This is a genomic window from Chitinophaga lutea, from assembly GCF_003813775.1.
GTDB classification, from domain to species: domain Bacteria; phylum Bacteroidota; class Bacteroidia; order Chitinophagales; family Chitinophagaceae; genus Chitinophaga; species Chitinophaga lutea.
In genome coordinates this window covers 2,973,964-2,989,489 of the sequence record NZ_RPDH01000001.1, presented here as the reverse complement: position 1 = coordinate 2,989,489, position 15,526 = coordinate 2,973,964, and the positions used below count along the sequence as shown (strand labels likewise).

Below are 15,526 nucleotides of genomic sequence, written 5' to 3'. Positions count from 1 at the left end.
TTTCAATGCAAGTCATTACATCTAACAGCAACCGCGAGTTGGGTACTGCGGCCGGGAAGGCTGCTGCCGCACTCATACGGAAAACCATTCAGGAGAAAGGCGGCGCCAATATCATTCTCGCCACCGGCACCAGCCAGTTTGAAACCCTCCGGCAACTCATTTCAGAGGAAGGGATTGCGTGGGAAAAGGTGACCATGTTCCATCTTGACGAGTACATCGGCCTCCCCGTCACCCATCCTGCTAGCTTCCGCAAATATCTGCAGGAGCGATTTCTCGCCAAGGTACCCGTGCTGAAAGCCGTCGTACTGATCAACGGTGAAGTACCGCCGCCAGATGAGATCAACCGCATCGGCGATCTCATCCGCCGCCACCCGATAGACGTGGCGCTGGTAGGCATCGGCGAAAACGGCCACCTGGCGTTCAACGATCCCCCGGCGGATTTCGATACCACGGCGCCGTACATCGTCGTCAACCTCGACGGGGCCTGCCGCCGGCAGCAAATGAACGAAGGCTGGTTCGCTACGGTGGATGATGTGCCGGCGCAAGCCATCAGTATGTCTGTACACCAGATCATGCAATCGGCCCACATCATTTGTTCCGTGCCCGGCGCACGCAAGGCGCAGGCTGTGAAAGACAGCCTCGAACGACCGGTCAGCAACCTCTATCCGGCCAGTATCCTGCAACAGCACCCTGATTGCGTGTTTTATCTGGACGAGGAATCTGCCGCACTGCTGGATCAGCCGGTAAAAACGAAATAAACGGAATATGCTTTTTATAACAAACCACCATCGCTCGACGGTGGTTTTATTTTTACATCCGTTCGCAGAAAAACTCCCGGATCTTTTTTTTATTTATTACTATATTTATTACCGGAAAACCTTCCCGGCACACCTGCACCGGGGCCGTTATTGAAGAACCAGATAAACAAACACGTCGAAGCAGGGTCCATGAACTTAATGTTATCATTCAACGGAAGATTCCGAATCTACAATTCCACTGGATAATTTTACACCTTAATACTGCACTAATTCTATGAAGCTTTACATCCATCTTTTGCTCTGCGCAATATGCTTTGCCGGTTTCAAAGCACACGCGCAAACCACACAAGCCTCCATCTCCGGTGTTGTTTCAGACGACAACAAACAATTAATCCCGGGCGCTTCCGTACAGGTCCGCAACGAGTCTACCGGCTTTACCGCGCGCACCGTTACCAACGCCAAAGGCGAGTACACCATCCGGGAATTGCCGCTGGGCGGCCCTTACGTGGTGACCGTCACTTCGGTGGGGTATGCAGACCTTAAACGGACCGGGTATAACCTCAGCCAGGGCGATGCCCTGCGGGTGAATATGGAAATGAAAGTGTCTGCCGTGAACATCAACGAGGTAAAGGTAACCGCCAACGCCCTGCGCAACAAAACCGAAAATTTCGGTGCGGCTACCACCGTGAGCGCCAGGGACATTGCGAAGCTGCCCGTAAACGGCCGCAACTTCACATCGCTGATGGACCTGTCTCCGCTCAGCCGCGGCAATAATCTCTCCGGCCAGCTGGCCTCTTCCACCAACTTTACCATCGACGGTACTACCGCCCGTAATCCTACTTCCGGCGGCGGGTCCAACAGCCGTACCGGCGCTCCATACATTATTTCGATGGAAGCCATCCGCGAATTCAAAGTGGTGACCAACCAATACGATGTAACGTATGGCCGCAGCGGCGGTGGCTCTGTGAGCACCGTTACCAAAGCAGGGACCAACACACTCTCGGGGAGCGCCTTCATATATGGCCGTGCCGACTGGCTGTCGAGCCGCTACGATATCCGCGGCGCCAAAAGAACCAACGATTTTTCCACTAACCAGTTCGGGTTTACCCTGGGTGGGCCGATCATCAAAGACAAAGCGCACTTCTTCGTGGCCTGGGACCGCCAGGCAGACGCAAGGCCGCTGCAGCTGGCCGATATCCAGTCTACAGAAGACGAACGGCGCCTGAACGTCACCCAATCCACACTCGACCAGTTCCTCCAGATCGCCCGCAGCAAATACGGCGTTTCCAGTGCCCCGCAGTTCGGTTCGTTCGATAAAAAACGAAAGACCGACGCAATTTTTGCCCGTATCGACTGGCAGTTGAATGAGAAAAACCTGCTCACCATCCGCGAAAACTTCGTGAACGACCGGAACCTCCTCGGCCGCGACGACAACACGGCCATCAACCTGTACGAAGTGTACGGGGATGCCAATACCTACAACAACAGCCTGCTTGCCACACTCCGCACCGTTGTGTCGCCGAAGGTGACCAATGAACTGAAACTGCAGCACCTGTATACGTTTGAAGAAAGCGTTCCGGGCAAACAACTGCCGAAGCAGAACATCCCCCGCGCCATCGTGGAAAGGGTCGGCTCCAAACTCAATAACGACAGCCTTTTCACCTCCATCCAGCTGGGCGGCCAGCGCTATTCGCCGGAACATTTCTACAACAACGTGGCGCAGCTGGTCGACAACGTGTATTTCAATACAGACAAGGCCAACTTCACTTTCGGTACGGACATTATGTACAGCCACCTCAATTCGCTGTACGGCAGTGAAATGAACGGCCGCTTTTATTTTACCGGGCTGACCAATTTCGATAATGAGCGCCCTTACCGCTACGCCCGTGAAATCGCGCTGGCGGCAGACCCTGCGCTGGACCAGAACATCCTCAACGCCGGGCTGTATGCGCAAATGCAAACCCGCCTTCACCGTGGACTTGAAATGATCGTGGGGCTACGCGCTGATTATACCACATACATGAACACCGCCAATTTTAATCAGACCGTATTCGATCAACTGGGCCTTCGCACAGACAACAAGCTCAATACCTTCCAGCTGCAGCCCCGCCTGCAGTTTAACTGGAACATCAACGAAAAGAACACCGACTACCTCCGTTTTGGCGCCGGCATATTCGGTTCGGATATCAACAACTATGCGATGATCAACAACATGTTGTTTGACGGTACGAAAGTATTGTCCATCGACATCCAGGGCGCCCAGGTGCCCACTCCGGATTTCGACGCCTACCGTAAAAACCCGGCCACCGCGCCCGGCGTGGAACTGTTCGATCAGTTGGGCCTGCCCCGCATCGGCACCATCAACACCAATGCGAAAAACGCACGTATACCGGTGGTGTATAAAGCCAACCTTTCTTATAACCGTCTTTTCTCCGACCGCCTGAAAGCAGGTATCACCTTCTTTACCAGCATCGCGCGGCATAACTATATGTATGTAGACCGGAATATGGTGGACCAGCCGTACTTCCGCCTCGCCAACGAAGGCAACCGCGGCGTGTATGTGCCCGCGAACACCATCAGCACCCGCAACGGCGCAACCGACTGGATGCAGGGCCGTAAGAGCACACAGGCGGGCCGTGTACTGGAATTGAATGCAGACGGCAAGGTGAACCAGTTTGCAGTGGTTGCGGATGCTACCTGGCGTTACTGGAGAGACGGGGAAATAGCCTTCAGCTATACCTGGAACGATACCAAAGACAATACCTCCTATAATGGCGACGTAGCCAATACGGCCACGCTTTCCCTGATGGTGCCTGAAGATCCTCGCGACCTGTCGAGGATGAGCTACTCAGACAACCAATTCCGTCACAAAGTGGTGTTCTACGGCACGGCGCCTACCTTCTGGGGCGTGAGCGTAGGGGTGCGGTATTCCGGCCTCGGCGGTACCCGTTATTCACTGGCCGTAAACGGCAACGTGAACGGCGACTTCGTGAATTCAAACGACCTCGCCTATGTGTTCGATATCAACAACACGGCCGTACCGGAAAAAATCCGCACCAACCTTAAGTCTATTCTCGATAACCCGAAAGTGGACAAAGGTGTGAAAGATTACATCCGTAAAAGCATGGGCACTATTGCCGAAAGAAATGGCGGCATTAACGGATTCTATGGCATTTGGGATGTGCGGATAGCTAAAAAATTCAAGCTGTTCAGAAGCCACAGCCTTGAAGTTTCGAGCGATTTCTTCAACGTGGCCAACATGCTGAAAAAAGACTGGGGCGTCAACAAATCCCTGGGCAAACAGAACATTTATTCGCTGGGCGGCTTCGACGCGGCCACCAACAATTTCAACTACAATGTGAACGTGAACACCGGCATCGTAACGCCTTCCGGCAATCCCTGGCAGATACAGCTGGGCGCGCGGTACGCGTTCTGATAAATGACGTCATAAAAAAAGAGGCCGCCTTGTTAGGTGGCCTCTTTTTTTTATTGAACGATGGGTTCGCGCCGCGCTCCATGCCTTGCTGGAAGAATTTCATTCTGTACACTCCTGCCGTATCATCTCGCGTATCAAACAGCCTGTAGAGGTCTTTCATACCTGTTTGGGCATGGTCCATCAGGTGTATAAGCAGCCAAAGCAGCAGCAATGAACTTTTCCTGATGAGGAACATTCATGTATCGGGTTATCCCCCTTTAAAACATACATTTTTATTGTAAGGCGCGATACCCTCTCCTCCTGTCATCAAAAAAAATAAAAGATAAATTTCACAAACACTTAACTTGCGCAATATGAAGGTATTGGTAATTGAAGATGAACCTATTTATCAGCTGTATCTGAAAAAATATCTGGAAAAAATGGGGTTGCACGTTTTCACCTGTGAAACGGGTATGAGCGGCATTCAAGCGGCCCGGCGGGAGATGCCGGACTTTATTATACTGGATATGGGATTACCCGATATGATCGGCACCGACTGCCTGGATATCCTGAAGAAGGACCCGGACACTATGCATATTCCTGTTATTGCCACCACGGCAGACGCAACAGATGAATTTAAAACGGAGACTTTATATCTCGGCGCGCATATTTATCACCGGAAACCCATTACCCCTGATCAACTCGCGTTTTATGTACAGAAGATCCGCGATGTTTTAGAAGAGGTGAATGAAAAGTAACAGGCACAACAGCGATTGAAATAACTCTTTGTACTGCTGCATATGTTTGCGGCCCAGCCGCAGGTGTGTTTTTACAGAGTTGACCGTGATATTCATCGCCCGTGCGATATCGTTGTACCGGAAACCTTCCACATAAAGGAGGCGCATGGCGGTTCGTTGCTGAACTGTTAATGACGACAACGCCTGGTGAATCATCGCCGCCTCGTACGTTTTCATTTCAGGCTGCACCACCACCTGTTCCGTTGCGTTCGGGAAAGCGGATAATTTTTCCGCTAAAAATCGCTGCGTACGGTTGTTCCGCTTTTTCTCCCGCTCCATCATAATGAGACAGCAATTGTAAATACCTCGCCGCAGGTAGGCTTTCAAATCCAGCACCGTGCTCCATTTCCTGAACGGCAGCAGCTGATTGGCAAAAAAACTCTGCACGACCTCTTCTGCATCGGCCTGGTTCTTCAGCAACTGATAAGCCCTCGCAAACAGTAATTTTGCATATTTGTTATGTAAGGCGGTAAATGCCGCTTCCTGGCGGTCAGCCAACCCTTGTAAGATCTCCGCGTCTTCCATAAAAGATTTCAATTACATGCATTAGTAATAAAGGTATGTCCGGGAATATGCCTAATGCTTCGAAGGAGAGAAAATGAACACTCAGATGAGTAGGTGTTGTAAAGAAAGCCAAATAAGAAAGGCCTGCTTGTTAACGTAAAGTTAAGAAAGAATTTAGAATTACGGAAGCCATTTATTGACAATGGAGGATACCGTCTTCCCACCGGAGTGTAACTACGGTTGTTTCGTTCAGGCATTGGATGAACGATTCCAGATCCTGGTCGCGGCACAATTTTACCCGGAAAGTTTTGTTTTTGGCAGCGGGGTTGTCGATCATCATTTTGACATTAAAACGCCTGGCTACCAGGGCGGCTATCTCGGCAACGGTGCTTTTTTCGGAGTAATAGGCCACATCGCGCCATAGCAGCGCCTCAGGACCGTTGGGCTGAACTTTAATGGGAGTACCGGTACGGGTGATGGCCTCGCTGCCGGGATGCAGTGTCACCTGCTCCCCGTCTGCATGAACGGTCACTTTCCCGTTCACCAGTGAAGTAATAATCCGGCCCGGCAGATAGCCGTTGATGTTAAATTCCGTGCCGAGCACTTTGATCACCGTCACACCGCTATGGACAATAAACGGGCGGTGGGCATCCCTGGCCACTTTGAAATAAGCTTCCCCTTCAATGAACACTTCTCTCGCCTTGCTGTCGAAGCTGAACGGGAACCGGAGGGTCGAATTGCTGTTGAGGTGCACGGTGGTGCCATCGGCCAGCTCCACTTTAAAATCCTGATCCGGGGGTACAGTCAGTGTATTCCACCCTTTTACGCCGCCGCCGTTGCCGGTTTTGAAACTCAGCTGCCTGTTGTGATGGTTCAATACGGCATTGCCCAGGCTGATCTCCCGCCGGCTGCTGTCGCCCAGATTCAGTGTTTGGCCTCCAGCCAGTTTCAGGCTCACGGCATGGGGAGGAGCGGCCACAAACGGCGCCGGGGCGCGGCGGGCGGGTGTGACCAGTATATATGCACTGCCAATGAGCAACAGCAGTAATGCCGCGGCAAACTGCCGCAGCCTCCTTTTCCGGATGATCTGGCGCGCCCTGCGTATGGCGATGATATGTCGGTAGCTCTGGTCCGGGTCAAACTCAGTGATGGCATTGCGTGCTTCTTCAACAGGTACTTCGCTGCGCAGTTCTTCCCGCATCTTTTTCACTTCATCATAATGTTCCACGAGTATTTCAAACTCATCCTGCTCTTCGGGGGTCAGCAAACCGTAGTGATCTTTCAGAATAAGTTCCTGTATGTAGTGTTTATCCATTTATAAGGGGCTTATGGGGATTACATACAAGATGAATAAACAACAGGGAAAGGGTGAAATGGAGATGTTAAAACCGGCCTCGAATAGGGATGTGCGGGCATTTTCCGTTAACGATTTTGCAAATAAGGATGTGGAAAAGCAGTCTGTGAAAGGGGCCACCCTTCCGGACAGCCCCATTTTTCATAAGCATAACTCTTCACTCATTAACGTTACCCGACCCGGAATGTTCGATTTTGAGACAAAGTGTCCGTTTTTGAAAACGGGCGTTTTTGTCCAGCCGGTTGTCCGCATCCACCATCGTCGGACATACGGTGCCCCTGAAGCCCCCTTTCGCCCGAAACCCGCTACAGATAACGGTGTCCGTTAACCGTCCGATTTAGAACAGCAGCCTTTCATCCGCTCCATTCTTACCTATTCGCTTGACCTGCCACCGATCCCGGGCTAATTTTACATCATCATCAGACACGAAAAAATTAAAAAACTTATAAAACTTCTTATCATGAAAAAGCTTCTTTTCCTCCTCGCCATCGTTTTTGCCGCAAACGTAACCTTTGCAAAAGACAACACCATCGATAACGCGAAAGTGCTGAATGGCTTCCGCGAAGAATTCGGTAACATCGCCAATGTAAGCTGGTATAAAACCGACAACAGTTTTGTGGCCAAATTTGCCCTGAACGCATCCAAAATAACGGCTCATTTTGACGAGGAAGGCACCCTGCTGGCCGTGTCGCGCAATATCTCCGACTCACAGCTGCCCACCGCCGTGATCACACGCCTCATTAAAAAATTCCCCAACCAGGCCATCCGCAACGTAGTGGAATATGTAAGCGACGACACGACCCGTTATGTGATCACGCTCGAAAGTGAAACCCACTGGACGGTGCTGAAGGGCGACGAAAACGGCAGCGTGTCAGTACTCAACAAACTCAAAAAATCATAACCTCTTCTTCCGTCTAAAAAAGCGGGTGCCCCTGAAGGGAGCACCCGCTTTTTTATTGATGGTCGCGCTGCATAGCGCTCTTCGTTTGAACCGACACCTTTTTCGAGGGATGACGATGCGATTGCCCGGTCGTGAAACTCCCTTGGGGATTGTGGACATTGCACAAAGCATTCGCTTCGAATCCCCACATTTTCATACACGGGAACCAATTCGGCCATCGCGTTATTTCACCAGTTTGCCCAACGATTCCTGGGCCAGCGGATGATAATTACGTTTGTACTGAGCGAAAATCCTTTTGGCCATTTCCTGCCCTTTGGGCGTTTTCATCATTTCGGTATACAACGGCGTGAGGAACTTGCGGCGGCCTACCTCGCTGAGGAACTTTTCCATATTGGGATACGCGGACGTATATTCTGCGGCCACTGCCATAATAAACCAAAGATCGGCCACTTCACTGTTACCGGTGGCCGTGAAACGGAATGTTTTATCCAGTTGCTCCATTTGGGCTACAGATAAGGGTTTGGGCATTTTTCGCAGGAAGTGCAGCCACTCGTGCGACGTCCAGCCTCCGGTGTTAAGTTCGCCGGGAGCGGTTCCGCTGAGGAAACGCGCACGTTCGGCGTCTACTTTTTCAAAGCGCTTCTGAGGAGCACGGGGACAATTATCCGGAATACCGGGCCCGTAGACCCAGGCTTTTACGTTCACAGCCGTATCGCCCTTCAGCAGATGCTCATCCAGGTATTGCAGGAACTGGGCCGTGTGCATGGTTTTAAATGCATGCGTATCGAAATAGCTCCGCAGGAAAGTATCCATTTTGGCGCGGCCGGTTTTCTGCTCGATCAGCCGCAGAAAGTGCGCTCCTTTTTCATATGCAACGTCATTCAGGCCATCGTCCGGGTGGCGATTGGAGAGATCGAGTTTCAGCCAGGTGTCTTTGCTGTCTTTTCCAAGCTCATTTACCGTTTCAACCATATCCTGATATCCCAGCTCCCATAACATATCCGCGTAATCGGCGCCCATCATGGCTTCCATAATACGGCGCTCGAAGTATACCGTAAATCCTTCGTTCAACCAGAAATCCTCCCAAGTGGCATTGGTCACCAGGTTACCGCTCCAGCTATGCGCCAGCTCGTGTGCGATGAGCGATACAAGGGAGCGGTCGCCCGCAATAATGGTAGGCGTGCAGAAGGTGAGGCGGGGATTTTCCATGCCGCCGAGCGGGAACCCGGGCGGCAACACCAGCACGTCGTAACGTCCCCAGCGGTATGGGCCATACAGCGACTCGGCGGTGGTCACCATTTTACCGACTTCGACAAATTCGTGCTTCGCCTTTTCGAGCATAGCAGGCTCCGCATATACACCTGTGCGGGCGTCGACGGAGGCAAAGGCGATGTCGCCGGCTGCCAGCGCCATCAAGTATGCAGGTACAGGTTGTTCCATTTTAAAATGATATACACCGCTGTCGTTCCGCTGCTGCGGGTTTTCTGCGCTCATCAGCGCCATCAGTCCTTTCGGAACGGCTACCCGCGCATTGTATGTAAAGCGGATACCCGGGCCGTCGGCACAGGGGATCCAGGTGCGGGCATAGATGGATTCGGACTGGGTGTAAAGGAAAGGATGTTTTTTCCCCAGCGTTTGCGAAGGCTCCAGCCATTGCAGCGCGGTGGCTCCGGGAGCGGTTTTGTACCAGATGGCGACCTGTTTGGCGCCTGCATCCACAGGGATGTTGAGACGGCTGCCGAGGTTGGCGACAGCGGAGTCGAGGCTGTGGCTGACTTTATTACCGTTCACGGTTACACTATCGATCGTGAGATCGTAGGTATCGAGCTGCAATACGGAAGCACCGGATTTGTTTTGCACAGTCCATGTGGCTAGGCCGCTGATCTGGTGCTTTGCAAAATCCACCCGGATGTCGAGGTCCAGGTGCTGCGGCGTCACGCTGTCTGCATTCGACAGGGTATGCCGGTCTTTTACTTCTGCGGTTGCCGTATCCTTCTTTTTATCGGCCGGCTGGTTACAGGCCATCGCTATGATAACCACGCCGGCAAACAATACATATTTCATGTGGCAGGTTTTGATGTATGATTCAATATTATCGGATGGGTTCAGGTGTTTTGACTGGTGTGTCGAGGTAATAAATACCTTGTTGCTTCAACAGGGGCAACGCGTCTTTGAGCCGCTTTTCGAACTGTTCGAAGTTTTTCTTTTCCGGGTGCGTCCAGGCGGCTTCCGCCAGGGCGATCAAACGCGGAAAAGTAAGGTAATGCATGCGCTGCGTGGAGCTTACGGTTTCCGTCCACAGGTTTGCCTGAATCCCCTCAATCAGCGGGCTTTTCCCATTGATGGGGGCGGGCAGCGCGGCAGCAGAAAAATTGTACACGCTCTTCAGCGGGGCAAAAGCACCCGACCATCTCCGGCCTACGAGGTTGCTGCTGTCCTGCACAAAATCGAAATAAAACGGAATGCGTGGACAAAGCACAACTTTATATCCTTTGTCAATAGCGTCTTTGAGCTGCTGCGGCTTATCGTGGCGCCACCAGAACACCATGGTCTGTTTGGCCGGCAGCGCAGCGGCTGTTACCTCGTCCCACCCCAATACCATCGAGTTCAGTTGAATGAGGGAGTCGGCCATCCTTTTGATGAAATAGTGTTCCACCTGTTCGAGCGTGAAAAGCTTTTCTTTCTGCATAAGCTGTTGAACGGCGGGATCTGTCTTCCATTTTTCCGAACCGAAGCTCACTTCATCGCCACCGATATGGATCATGCCGGAAGGAAAAAGCACGTTTACTTCTTTCAGGATATTGGTCAGATATTGATATGTCTCTTCTTTACCGGGATTGAAAGTAAACTCGGGATGTTTGGCCGAGCCGCCGCCGCTGAACTGGGGATATGCCCTGTTGGCCGCGGTAGCATGGCCTGGCATATCGATTTCAGGGATCACGGTGATATGGCGTTCGCTGGCGTAGGCCACCACTTCTTCGATTTCATCCTGTGTATAATACGTAGCCGGAGCGTCAGCATTGTGATAATTACCGATGCCACCCACCAGGGTAAGGCGGGGATATTGTTTGATCTCCATGCGCCAGCCCGGCTCATCGGTGAGGTGCCAGTGAAAGCGGTTGAGTTTATAGAACGCCATTTCGTCTAAGATCTTTTTGACTTCCGCCTTACCGAAAAACTGGCGAGACTCATCGAGCATAAAGCCGCGCCACTGGTAGAGCGGGGCATCCTGGATGTTCCAGCAGGGCACCCTGATGCCGCTTTCCTTACCCTGTGCTTTCCGCGCCAGCTGTAAAAATGAAGTGAGGCCGTAAGCCAGCCCTTCGCCGGAAGCGGCAGTAACGGTCACGCCCTTCGCGCTCATCTCCAAAGTATAGGCAGCCGGGTTATTACCTTTTTCCAGCCGTAAGGTGATGGCCGGCCGGTTACTTTTCGGCTGGACGGCCACCCTGATGCCCGTGAATTTCAGCAGCTGTTTCTGCAGCACCTGCGCCTCCGGCAGCACTGCGGGTGAAGCAGCGATGAGGGGCGTTTCGTCGGTGAGGTAAAAATCCCCGCCGGTTTTTTCAGCCTGCGCCGGCATGGGTATAATGGGACAAAGCGATTGCGCGGATACGATTCGGCTGAACATCAAAAAGGCCAGCAGGAGCGGCAAAGTTCTTATCATAGTACAACAACTGTTTATATTAAGAGACTAAAGATAATAATCTTCCTGTAAGGGTATATTTACTATATTGCCCGAATGTTGAACCTCAGGCTGAACTACCCGTCCGTGCCCCGGGAGGCGGACATTTTCCAGGCGTATTGCCAGACGTTGACTGCCGGACAGAAATGGGATATGCTGCATCCCCCTTACCAGATGTTGCCCGACGATGGCGCTGCTATCGTTCGGAAGTGGCTGTCTGCTCCTGATGCATCGACTTCGATCGTTCCGCTGCCCAGTGCCAATAACGGTGTGTATTGCATTTTGTCGTGGTTCCGCGACAAAACACCCGAAATTGCCTGTGAGCCTTATACTTTTCCTGGTTTTAAGATGGGCGCCGCTCATTTAGGCTACCGGCTCAATCCCATTGAAAGCGATGCGGACGGCATACTACCCGAAGCATTGGAGTGCTGTTTGCAGGAGCGGTCCTGTAAACTGGTATACCTGCAGCCCACCATTCATAATCCTACCACCAGCGTGATGCCTTTAGCCCGGAGAGAGGCGATTGCCAATGTGGTGCGCTCGTTCAGGGACGTTTATATCATTGAAGACGATGCCTACCGTTTTCTTCACCCGGATCCGCCGCCGTCGTTCCTGCAGGTGGTCCCGGAAAGGACGCTGCATGTGTACAGCCTGTCCAAGGCTTTTAACCCTATGGTGAAAAGCGCGTACCTGCTGCATCCCGAAGGCGTGCTGCAGGGCGTAGACAACCTGGTAAGGCTGACCACGAGTGGCGTATCGCTGCTTTTCATGGCATTTGGCCTTCGCATCATGGGAAACGGGCAACTCGCAGAAATTATTCTCGAGAAACAGGAAGCGGGCCGGCACTGGCATGCGCAATGCAACAACATTTTCCGGGGGCTGCATTATGATATGTTTCCTGGCAGTTTCCATTTCTGGCTGGAAGTTCCGAAGCCCGTGGAACTCACCCGGCAGTTGCGCAGCCGGCAGATCGATATACCGGAAGGCGCCGAGTTTACGGTAAGCGGATCGGACCGGTACGTAAGAGTGGCGCTGGGCGCAGTGTGGGATCAACCGGGGTTAGGAGATGCGCTTGCTGAAGTGGCTGATGCGGTGCGGAAGCAATGATGCAGAAGCGATCATTTCCTGAACCCTGACTAATGCTTTGACACACGCCGTGCAGCAGCAATGATACACTGCTCTCAGCAATATTTCTGGCAAACGGGGCGTACTCACATTTCGAGAACAATAGTCCAATCCCCCCTCATTGGTTCCACCCTAAAGAACGAGGTAGTGCACCTAGCAGGAAAAACCCTTAGACCACCCTCAAGTTAACATAGCCACAACAACAGCAAGGTAACCATCTACGGAGAAATCAATCTATTGTTCTCTCTCCCAGTTCTTCAATCCGCCGGAGCAAATTGCTTCGCAGGCGGGACAAAAAAATGGCGATTTCCTTTTTACGCATACGGATGTCGCGGAAATGGCTGTATGCATGCCCTATATCTATTTCCAGCGAGCTTTCCAACCATTCAAAAATCTGTTTCAGTTCCGCTACCCCGTTATTAAAACTTCCGGCACTGTACAACGCATACACCAGCTCCACGAGATCTGTTTTGGAATCCGTCCATCTTAATCTGGGCTTGGGCGAAAGTTGCAGCGGGCCGGTCCAGTTTTCCAGCTTTCCGGCGATATAATCGCCCACGTCCCGCAGCCCCATCAATTCTGCCAGTTTAAAAGAGGTAACGGTACAAAAACGGGTGTCCAGCATGCCTGCGAGATCGACGGGATACTCATTATTATACCTGCTGTTCCGGAGGAAATATTGTTCGTCTTTATCGGTAGCGCCGCTGCTGACATAGAGATGTAATGCCTGGTGTTCCTCAAAGAACATATCAATCCGCTGCAGCTCCCTGAACAGAAATTTCCTGTAGTCTTCCCGCAGAATCTTCGGCCGGCCGGCTTCGAGCCGGAACAACCGGCTGTAATAGATCTTCCTGCTGAGAATTCCAGGCTGTATGTATTTGAAGAAAAAAATCTCCTCTTCTTCTGATGCAAAATCATGCTGACCTGCCCATCGTTTCAGTTCCTCCCCTGCCCGATCGGCCAGTTCAGCGCCCATCAAAAATCGCTTCAACAAATTGGGCGTGGTTGCTTCCAGCTCGGTCAAATCCTTTTCCAAGCGGGTTTGCAATTCAAAAAGGGCTTGTCTCATACGGGACGTTTTTGGGGTCAGCATTCCGGAGGAAAATACGTTCTTCCAGCATCCACTCCTGCAACTGTTCCACAATGGGTGGCATGGATGGCAGCAAGCCCGGCGTTTTTTTCAGCGGCAGACGGCGCAGGGTGATGATGTACCAGGTGAGGAGTTTGATTTTGTCACGCGGGAAGCTGTGACCGGTTAATAAGGCTTCCAATCGGCTGATGCAATAGATGTAATATTCAACGGCATTAAAATTAAAGTGAATAAGAATAGCGTGTACCTGCAGCTGAAACTCAGCCGGATGCGCCAGCTGCAGTATGCCGGTGATTTGCAGCTGTGTCATAAGATCGCGGAAATAAAACAGGGAACCGAAGTACTGGCGCCCATCGAGGCTCAATAAAAAAGCCCTGACCGGCCGCAGCACCAGTTCTCCGAGCCGCTCATCCAGTTCCAGCGCGCGGAACAACAACTCCAGCTCATGCAACCGTACCTGCAACTGCCGCTTCACCCGGGTGGCATAACTGAAAGGCAACGGCAGATGCGGCGACAGATATGCCTGCACATGCTGCTCCAGCGCAACCAGCACATCGTGCAATAGCCCTTCCGCTTCAAGGTAAAACAGCGCCCGCTCACGGTCTGCCATCTCCGGGAGCGCCTTCCGGTAAACATGCAAACGATCAAGCCATTGTATGATGTTCAGTTGCATGGTTTGCACAATGGCCTCCTTTTCCCGCCGCCCCGCCGGGGACCGGAATATGTCGAGCAACTGCCGTGTCAATTCTATTTTTTCCTCCCGTAACTGTTCGCGGTAAATACGCAGACGGTTGTTCACCAGCCATTCCGGGCGCAACCGCACGGAGATCAATTGATTCAATGTATCCATACATGCAGGCAACAAACAAAAATTTCAACCGAATTCGGTTAAAATAAAATTGAGATTATTATTTTAAATAAATTCCCATCATACTCACAGGTGTGAGATTTTTTTTATTTTTTCAATGGTGGGCTAACCGCAAAATGATGGGGCGCATCAGGATTCGTAAGTGGTGAGCAATTGCTGCATGCAGTGTTTTTCTTCTTTGAGCCATGCCAGCATCTGTTCGCGCAGCCCCCCTTTCCCGGGGAAAAGTGATACACCGTGGCTGTTCATATGCTGCAGTTCTTTTTCGTACCACGACAACAACGCCTTTTTTTCCTGCAGGGTACGGAGCGGAATTACTTTCCTGCGCAGCTGATTAGTGCAGTACATAAAATATTCCGTCGAGTTGAAATTATACTGGTACAATGTATAATGCACCCTTTCCGTAAGATCGGTGATGTAAGGGTGCACATTTTCTTTCAGTTCAGCGAGCAGGCGGCGATAATACATCACCATTCCGAACGTGATCATCATATGCTGGTGGCTGAGTGGCTTGAACACCAGCTCCAGCAGCGCTTTGTCTACTTTCCGGCCGCAAAGATATTTTTCCGTTTCCCTGAAACGTTCTTCCAGTTGGAGCACAACCTGCCGCAGGTACCCCTTCGGCATAAAAATATCCTGGGCCAGGTATTCGGGGAAATGCTGCTCCAGTCCAACAATCAGTTCTTCAAGGATACCCGTGGCTTCGGTGTAAAACGACTGCACAGCAGGGTCTGCATTATGACTATATCCCTCCAGTTCATCGAGCAGTACCACCACCTGGATCTGATACTTCCGGAGCAGTTGGGCCTTATAATTCCATGGCGCCTGCTGCTGCGACAGTTCGCGGAGGGTTGCGGTTATTTTCATTTTTTCGGCCTTTACCTCCCGCAGGTAAGTATGTCTTTTCTCGGCCGAGTTGATCAGAACACCCGGTGCGAAATGTTCATAGATCAAATGGTTCAATTTGTTCATCATGCGTTGTTTTGGTATCAGTGGCCATTGAACGGCGGGGAAAACATAAGACGCCTA

13 protein-coding genes are annotated in these 15,526 nt (G+C 51.7%); 6 read left to right on the top strand and 7 right to left on the bottom strand.

The features are described from left to right. Positions 1–5: 5 nt before the first annotated feature. From EGT74_RS12105 to EGT74_RS12095, 3 genes are all read left to right on the top strand, one after another. Positions 6–758, top strand: coding sequence for a glucosamine-6-phosphate deaminase (locus EGT74_RS12105; RefSeq protein WP_123846754.1), 753 nt, complete (start codon positions 6–8; stop codon positions 756–758). 274 nt (positions 759–1,032) lie between these two features. After that, entirely contained in the window at positions 1,033–4,194 is a 3,162-nt protein-coding gene (locus EGT74_RS12100) for a TonB-dependent receptor (protein ID WP_123846753.1), read from the top strand. A gap of 353 nt (positions 4,195–4,547) precedes the next feature. Next, positions 4,548–4,931: a response regulator gene (locus tag EGT74_RS12095; RefSeq protein ID WP_123846752.1), complete on the top strand. Its 384-nt coding sequence runs from the start codon at positions 4,548–4,550 to the stop codon at positions 4,929–4,931. On the opposite strand, the gene EGT74_RS12090 is transcribed toward EGT74_RS12095, so the two are convergent. Beyond that, on the bottom strand, positions 4,908–5,495 hold the full coding sequence (locus tag EGT74_RS12090) for an RNA polymerase sigma factor (protein ID WP_123846751.1): 588 nt from the start codon (positions 5,493–5,495) through the stop codon (positions 4,908–4,910). The genes EGT74_RS12095 and EGT74_RS12090 overlap by 24 nt on opposite strands. A gap of 172 nt (positions 5,496–5,667) precedes the next feature. Continuing rightward, on the bottom strand, positions 5,668–6,789 hold the full coding sequence (locus EGT74_RS12085) for a FecR family protein (protein ID WP_123846750.1): 1,122 nt from the start codon (positions 6,787–6,789) through the stop codon (positions 5,668–5,670). A gap of 31 nt (positions 6,790–6,820) precedes the next feature. On the opposite strand from EGT74_RS12085, the gene EGT74_RS12080 reads away from it, so the two are divergent. Together EGT74_RS12080 and EGT74_RS12075 are read left to right on the top strand one after the other, a co-directional pair. Continuing rightward, complete coding sequence (locus EGT74_RS12080) at positions 6,821–7,156, top strand: hypothetical protein (RefSeq protein ID WP_123846749.1); 336 nt, start codon at positions 6,821–6,823, stop codon at positions 7,154–7,156. A 132-nt stretch (positions 7,157–7,288) separates the two neighbouring features. Further along, positions 7,289–7,729, top strand: a complete 441-nt coding sequence (locus EGT74_RS12075) for a hypothetical protein (RefSeq protein ID WP_123846748.1) — start codon at positions 7,289–7,291, stop codon at positions 7,727–7,729. A gap of 222 nt (positions 7,730–7,951) precedes the next feature. Here EGT74_RS12075 and EGT74_RS12070 read toward each other — a convergent pair whose 3' ends face one another. After that, positions 7,952–9,793, bottom strand: coding sequence for a M1 family metallopeptidase (locus EGT74_RS12070; RefSeq protein WP_123846747.1), 1,842 nt, complete (start codon positions 9,791–9,793; stop codon positions 7,952–7,954). Between the two features lie 28 nt (positions 9,794–9,821). Continuing rightward, complete coding sequence (locus tag EGT74_RS12065) at positions 9,822–11,396, bottom strand: beta-N-acetylhexosaminidase (RefSeq protein WP_246008193.1); 1,575 nt, start codon at positions 11,394–11,396, stop codon at positions 9,822–9,824. Positions 11,397–11,471: 75 nt separating this feature from the next. Between EGT74_RS12065 and EGT74_RS12060 the strand changes: the two genes are divergently transcribed. After that, complete coding sequence (locus EGT74_RS12060) at positions 11,472–12,521, top strand: aminotransferase class I/II-fold pyridoxal phosphate-dependent enzyme (RefSeq protein ID WP_123846746.1); 1,050 nt, start codon at positions 11,472–11,474, stop codon at positions 12,519–12,521. A gap of 247 nt (positions 12,522–12,768) precedes the next feature. Here EGT74_RS12060 and EGT74_RS12055 read toward each other — a convergent pair whose 3' ends face one another. The 3 genes from EGT74_RS12055 to EGT74_RS12045 all read right to left on the bottom strand — a co-directional run bounded on the left by EGT74_RS12055 (position 12,769) and on the right by EGT74_RS12045 (position 15,472). After that, complete coding sequence (locus EGT74_RS12055) at positions 12,769–13,608, bottom strand: RteC domain-containing protein (RefSeq protein WP_158618109.1); 840 nt, start codon at positions 13,606–13,608, stop codon at positions 12,769–12,771. After that, positions 13,589–14,479 carry a hypothetical protein gene (locus tag EGT74_RS12050; RefSeq protein ID WP_123846744.1) on the bottom strand — a complete coding sequence of 297 codons (891 nt, stop codon included), beginning with the start codon at positions 14,477–14,479 and terminating at the stop codon, positions 13,589–13,591. Before EGT74_RS12050 ends, EGT74_RS12055 begins: the two co-directional genes overlap by 20 nt. A gap of 147 nt (positions 14,480–14,626) precedes the next feature. Continuing rightward, a complete protein-coding gene (locus EGT74_RS12045; RefSeq protein ID WP_148089623.1) occupies positions 14,627–15,472 on the bottom strand; it encodes a hypothetical protein in 846 nt (281 codons plus the stop codon). Positions 15,473–15,526: the final 54 nt, after the last annotated feature.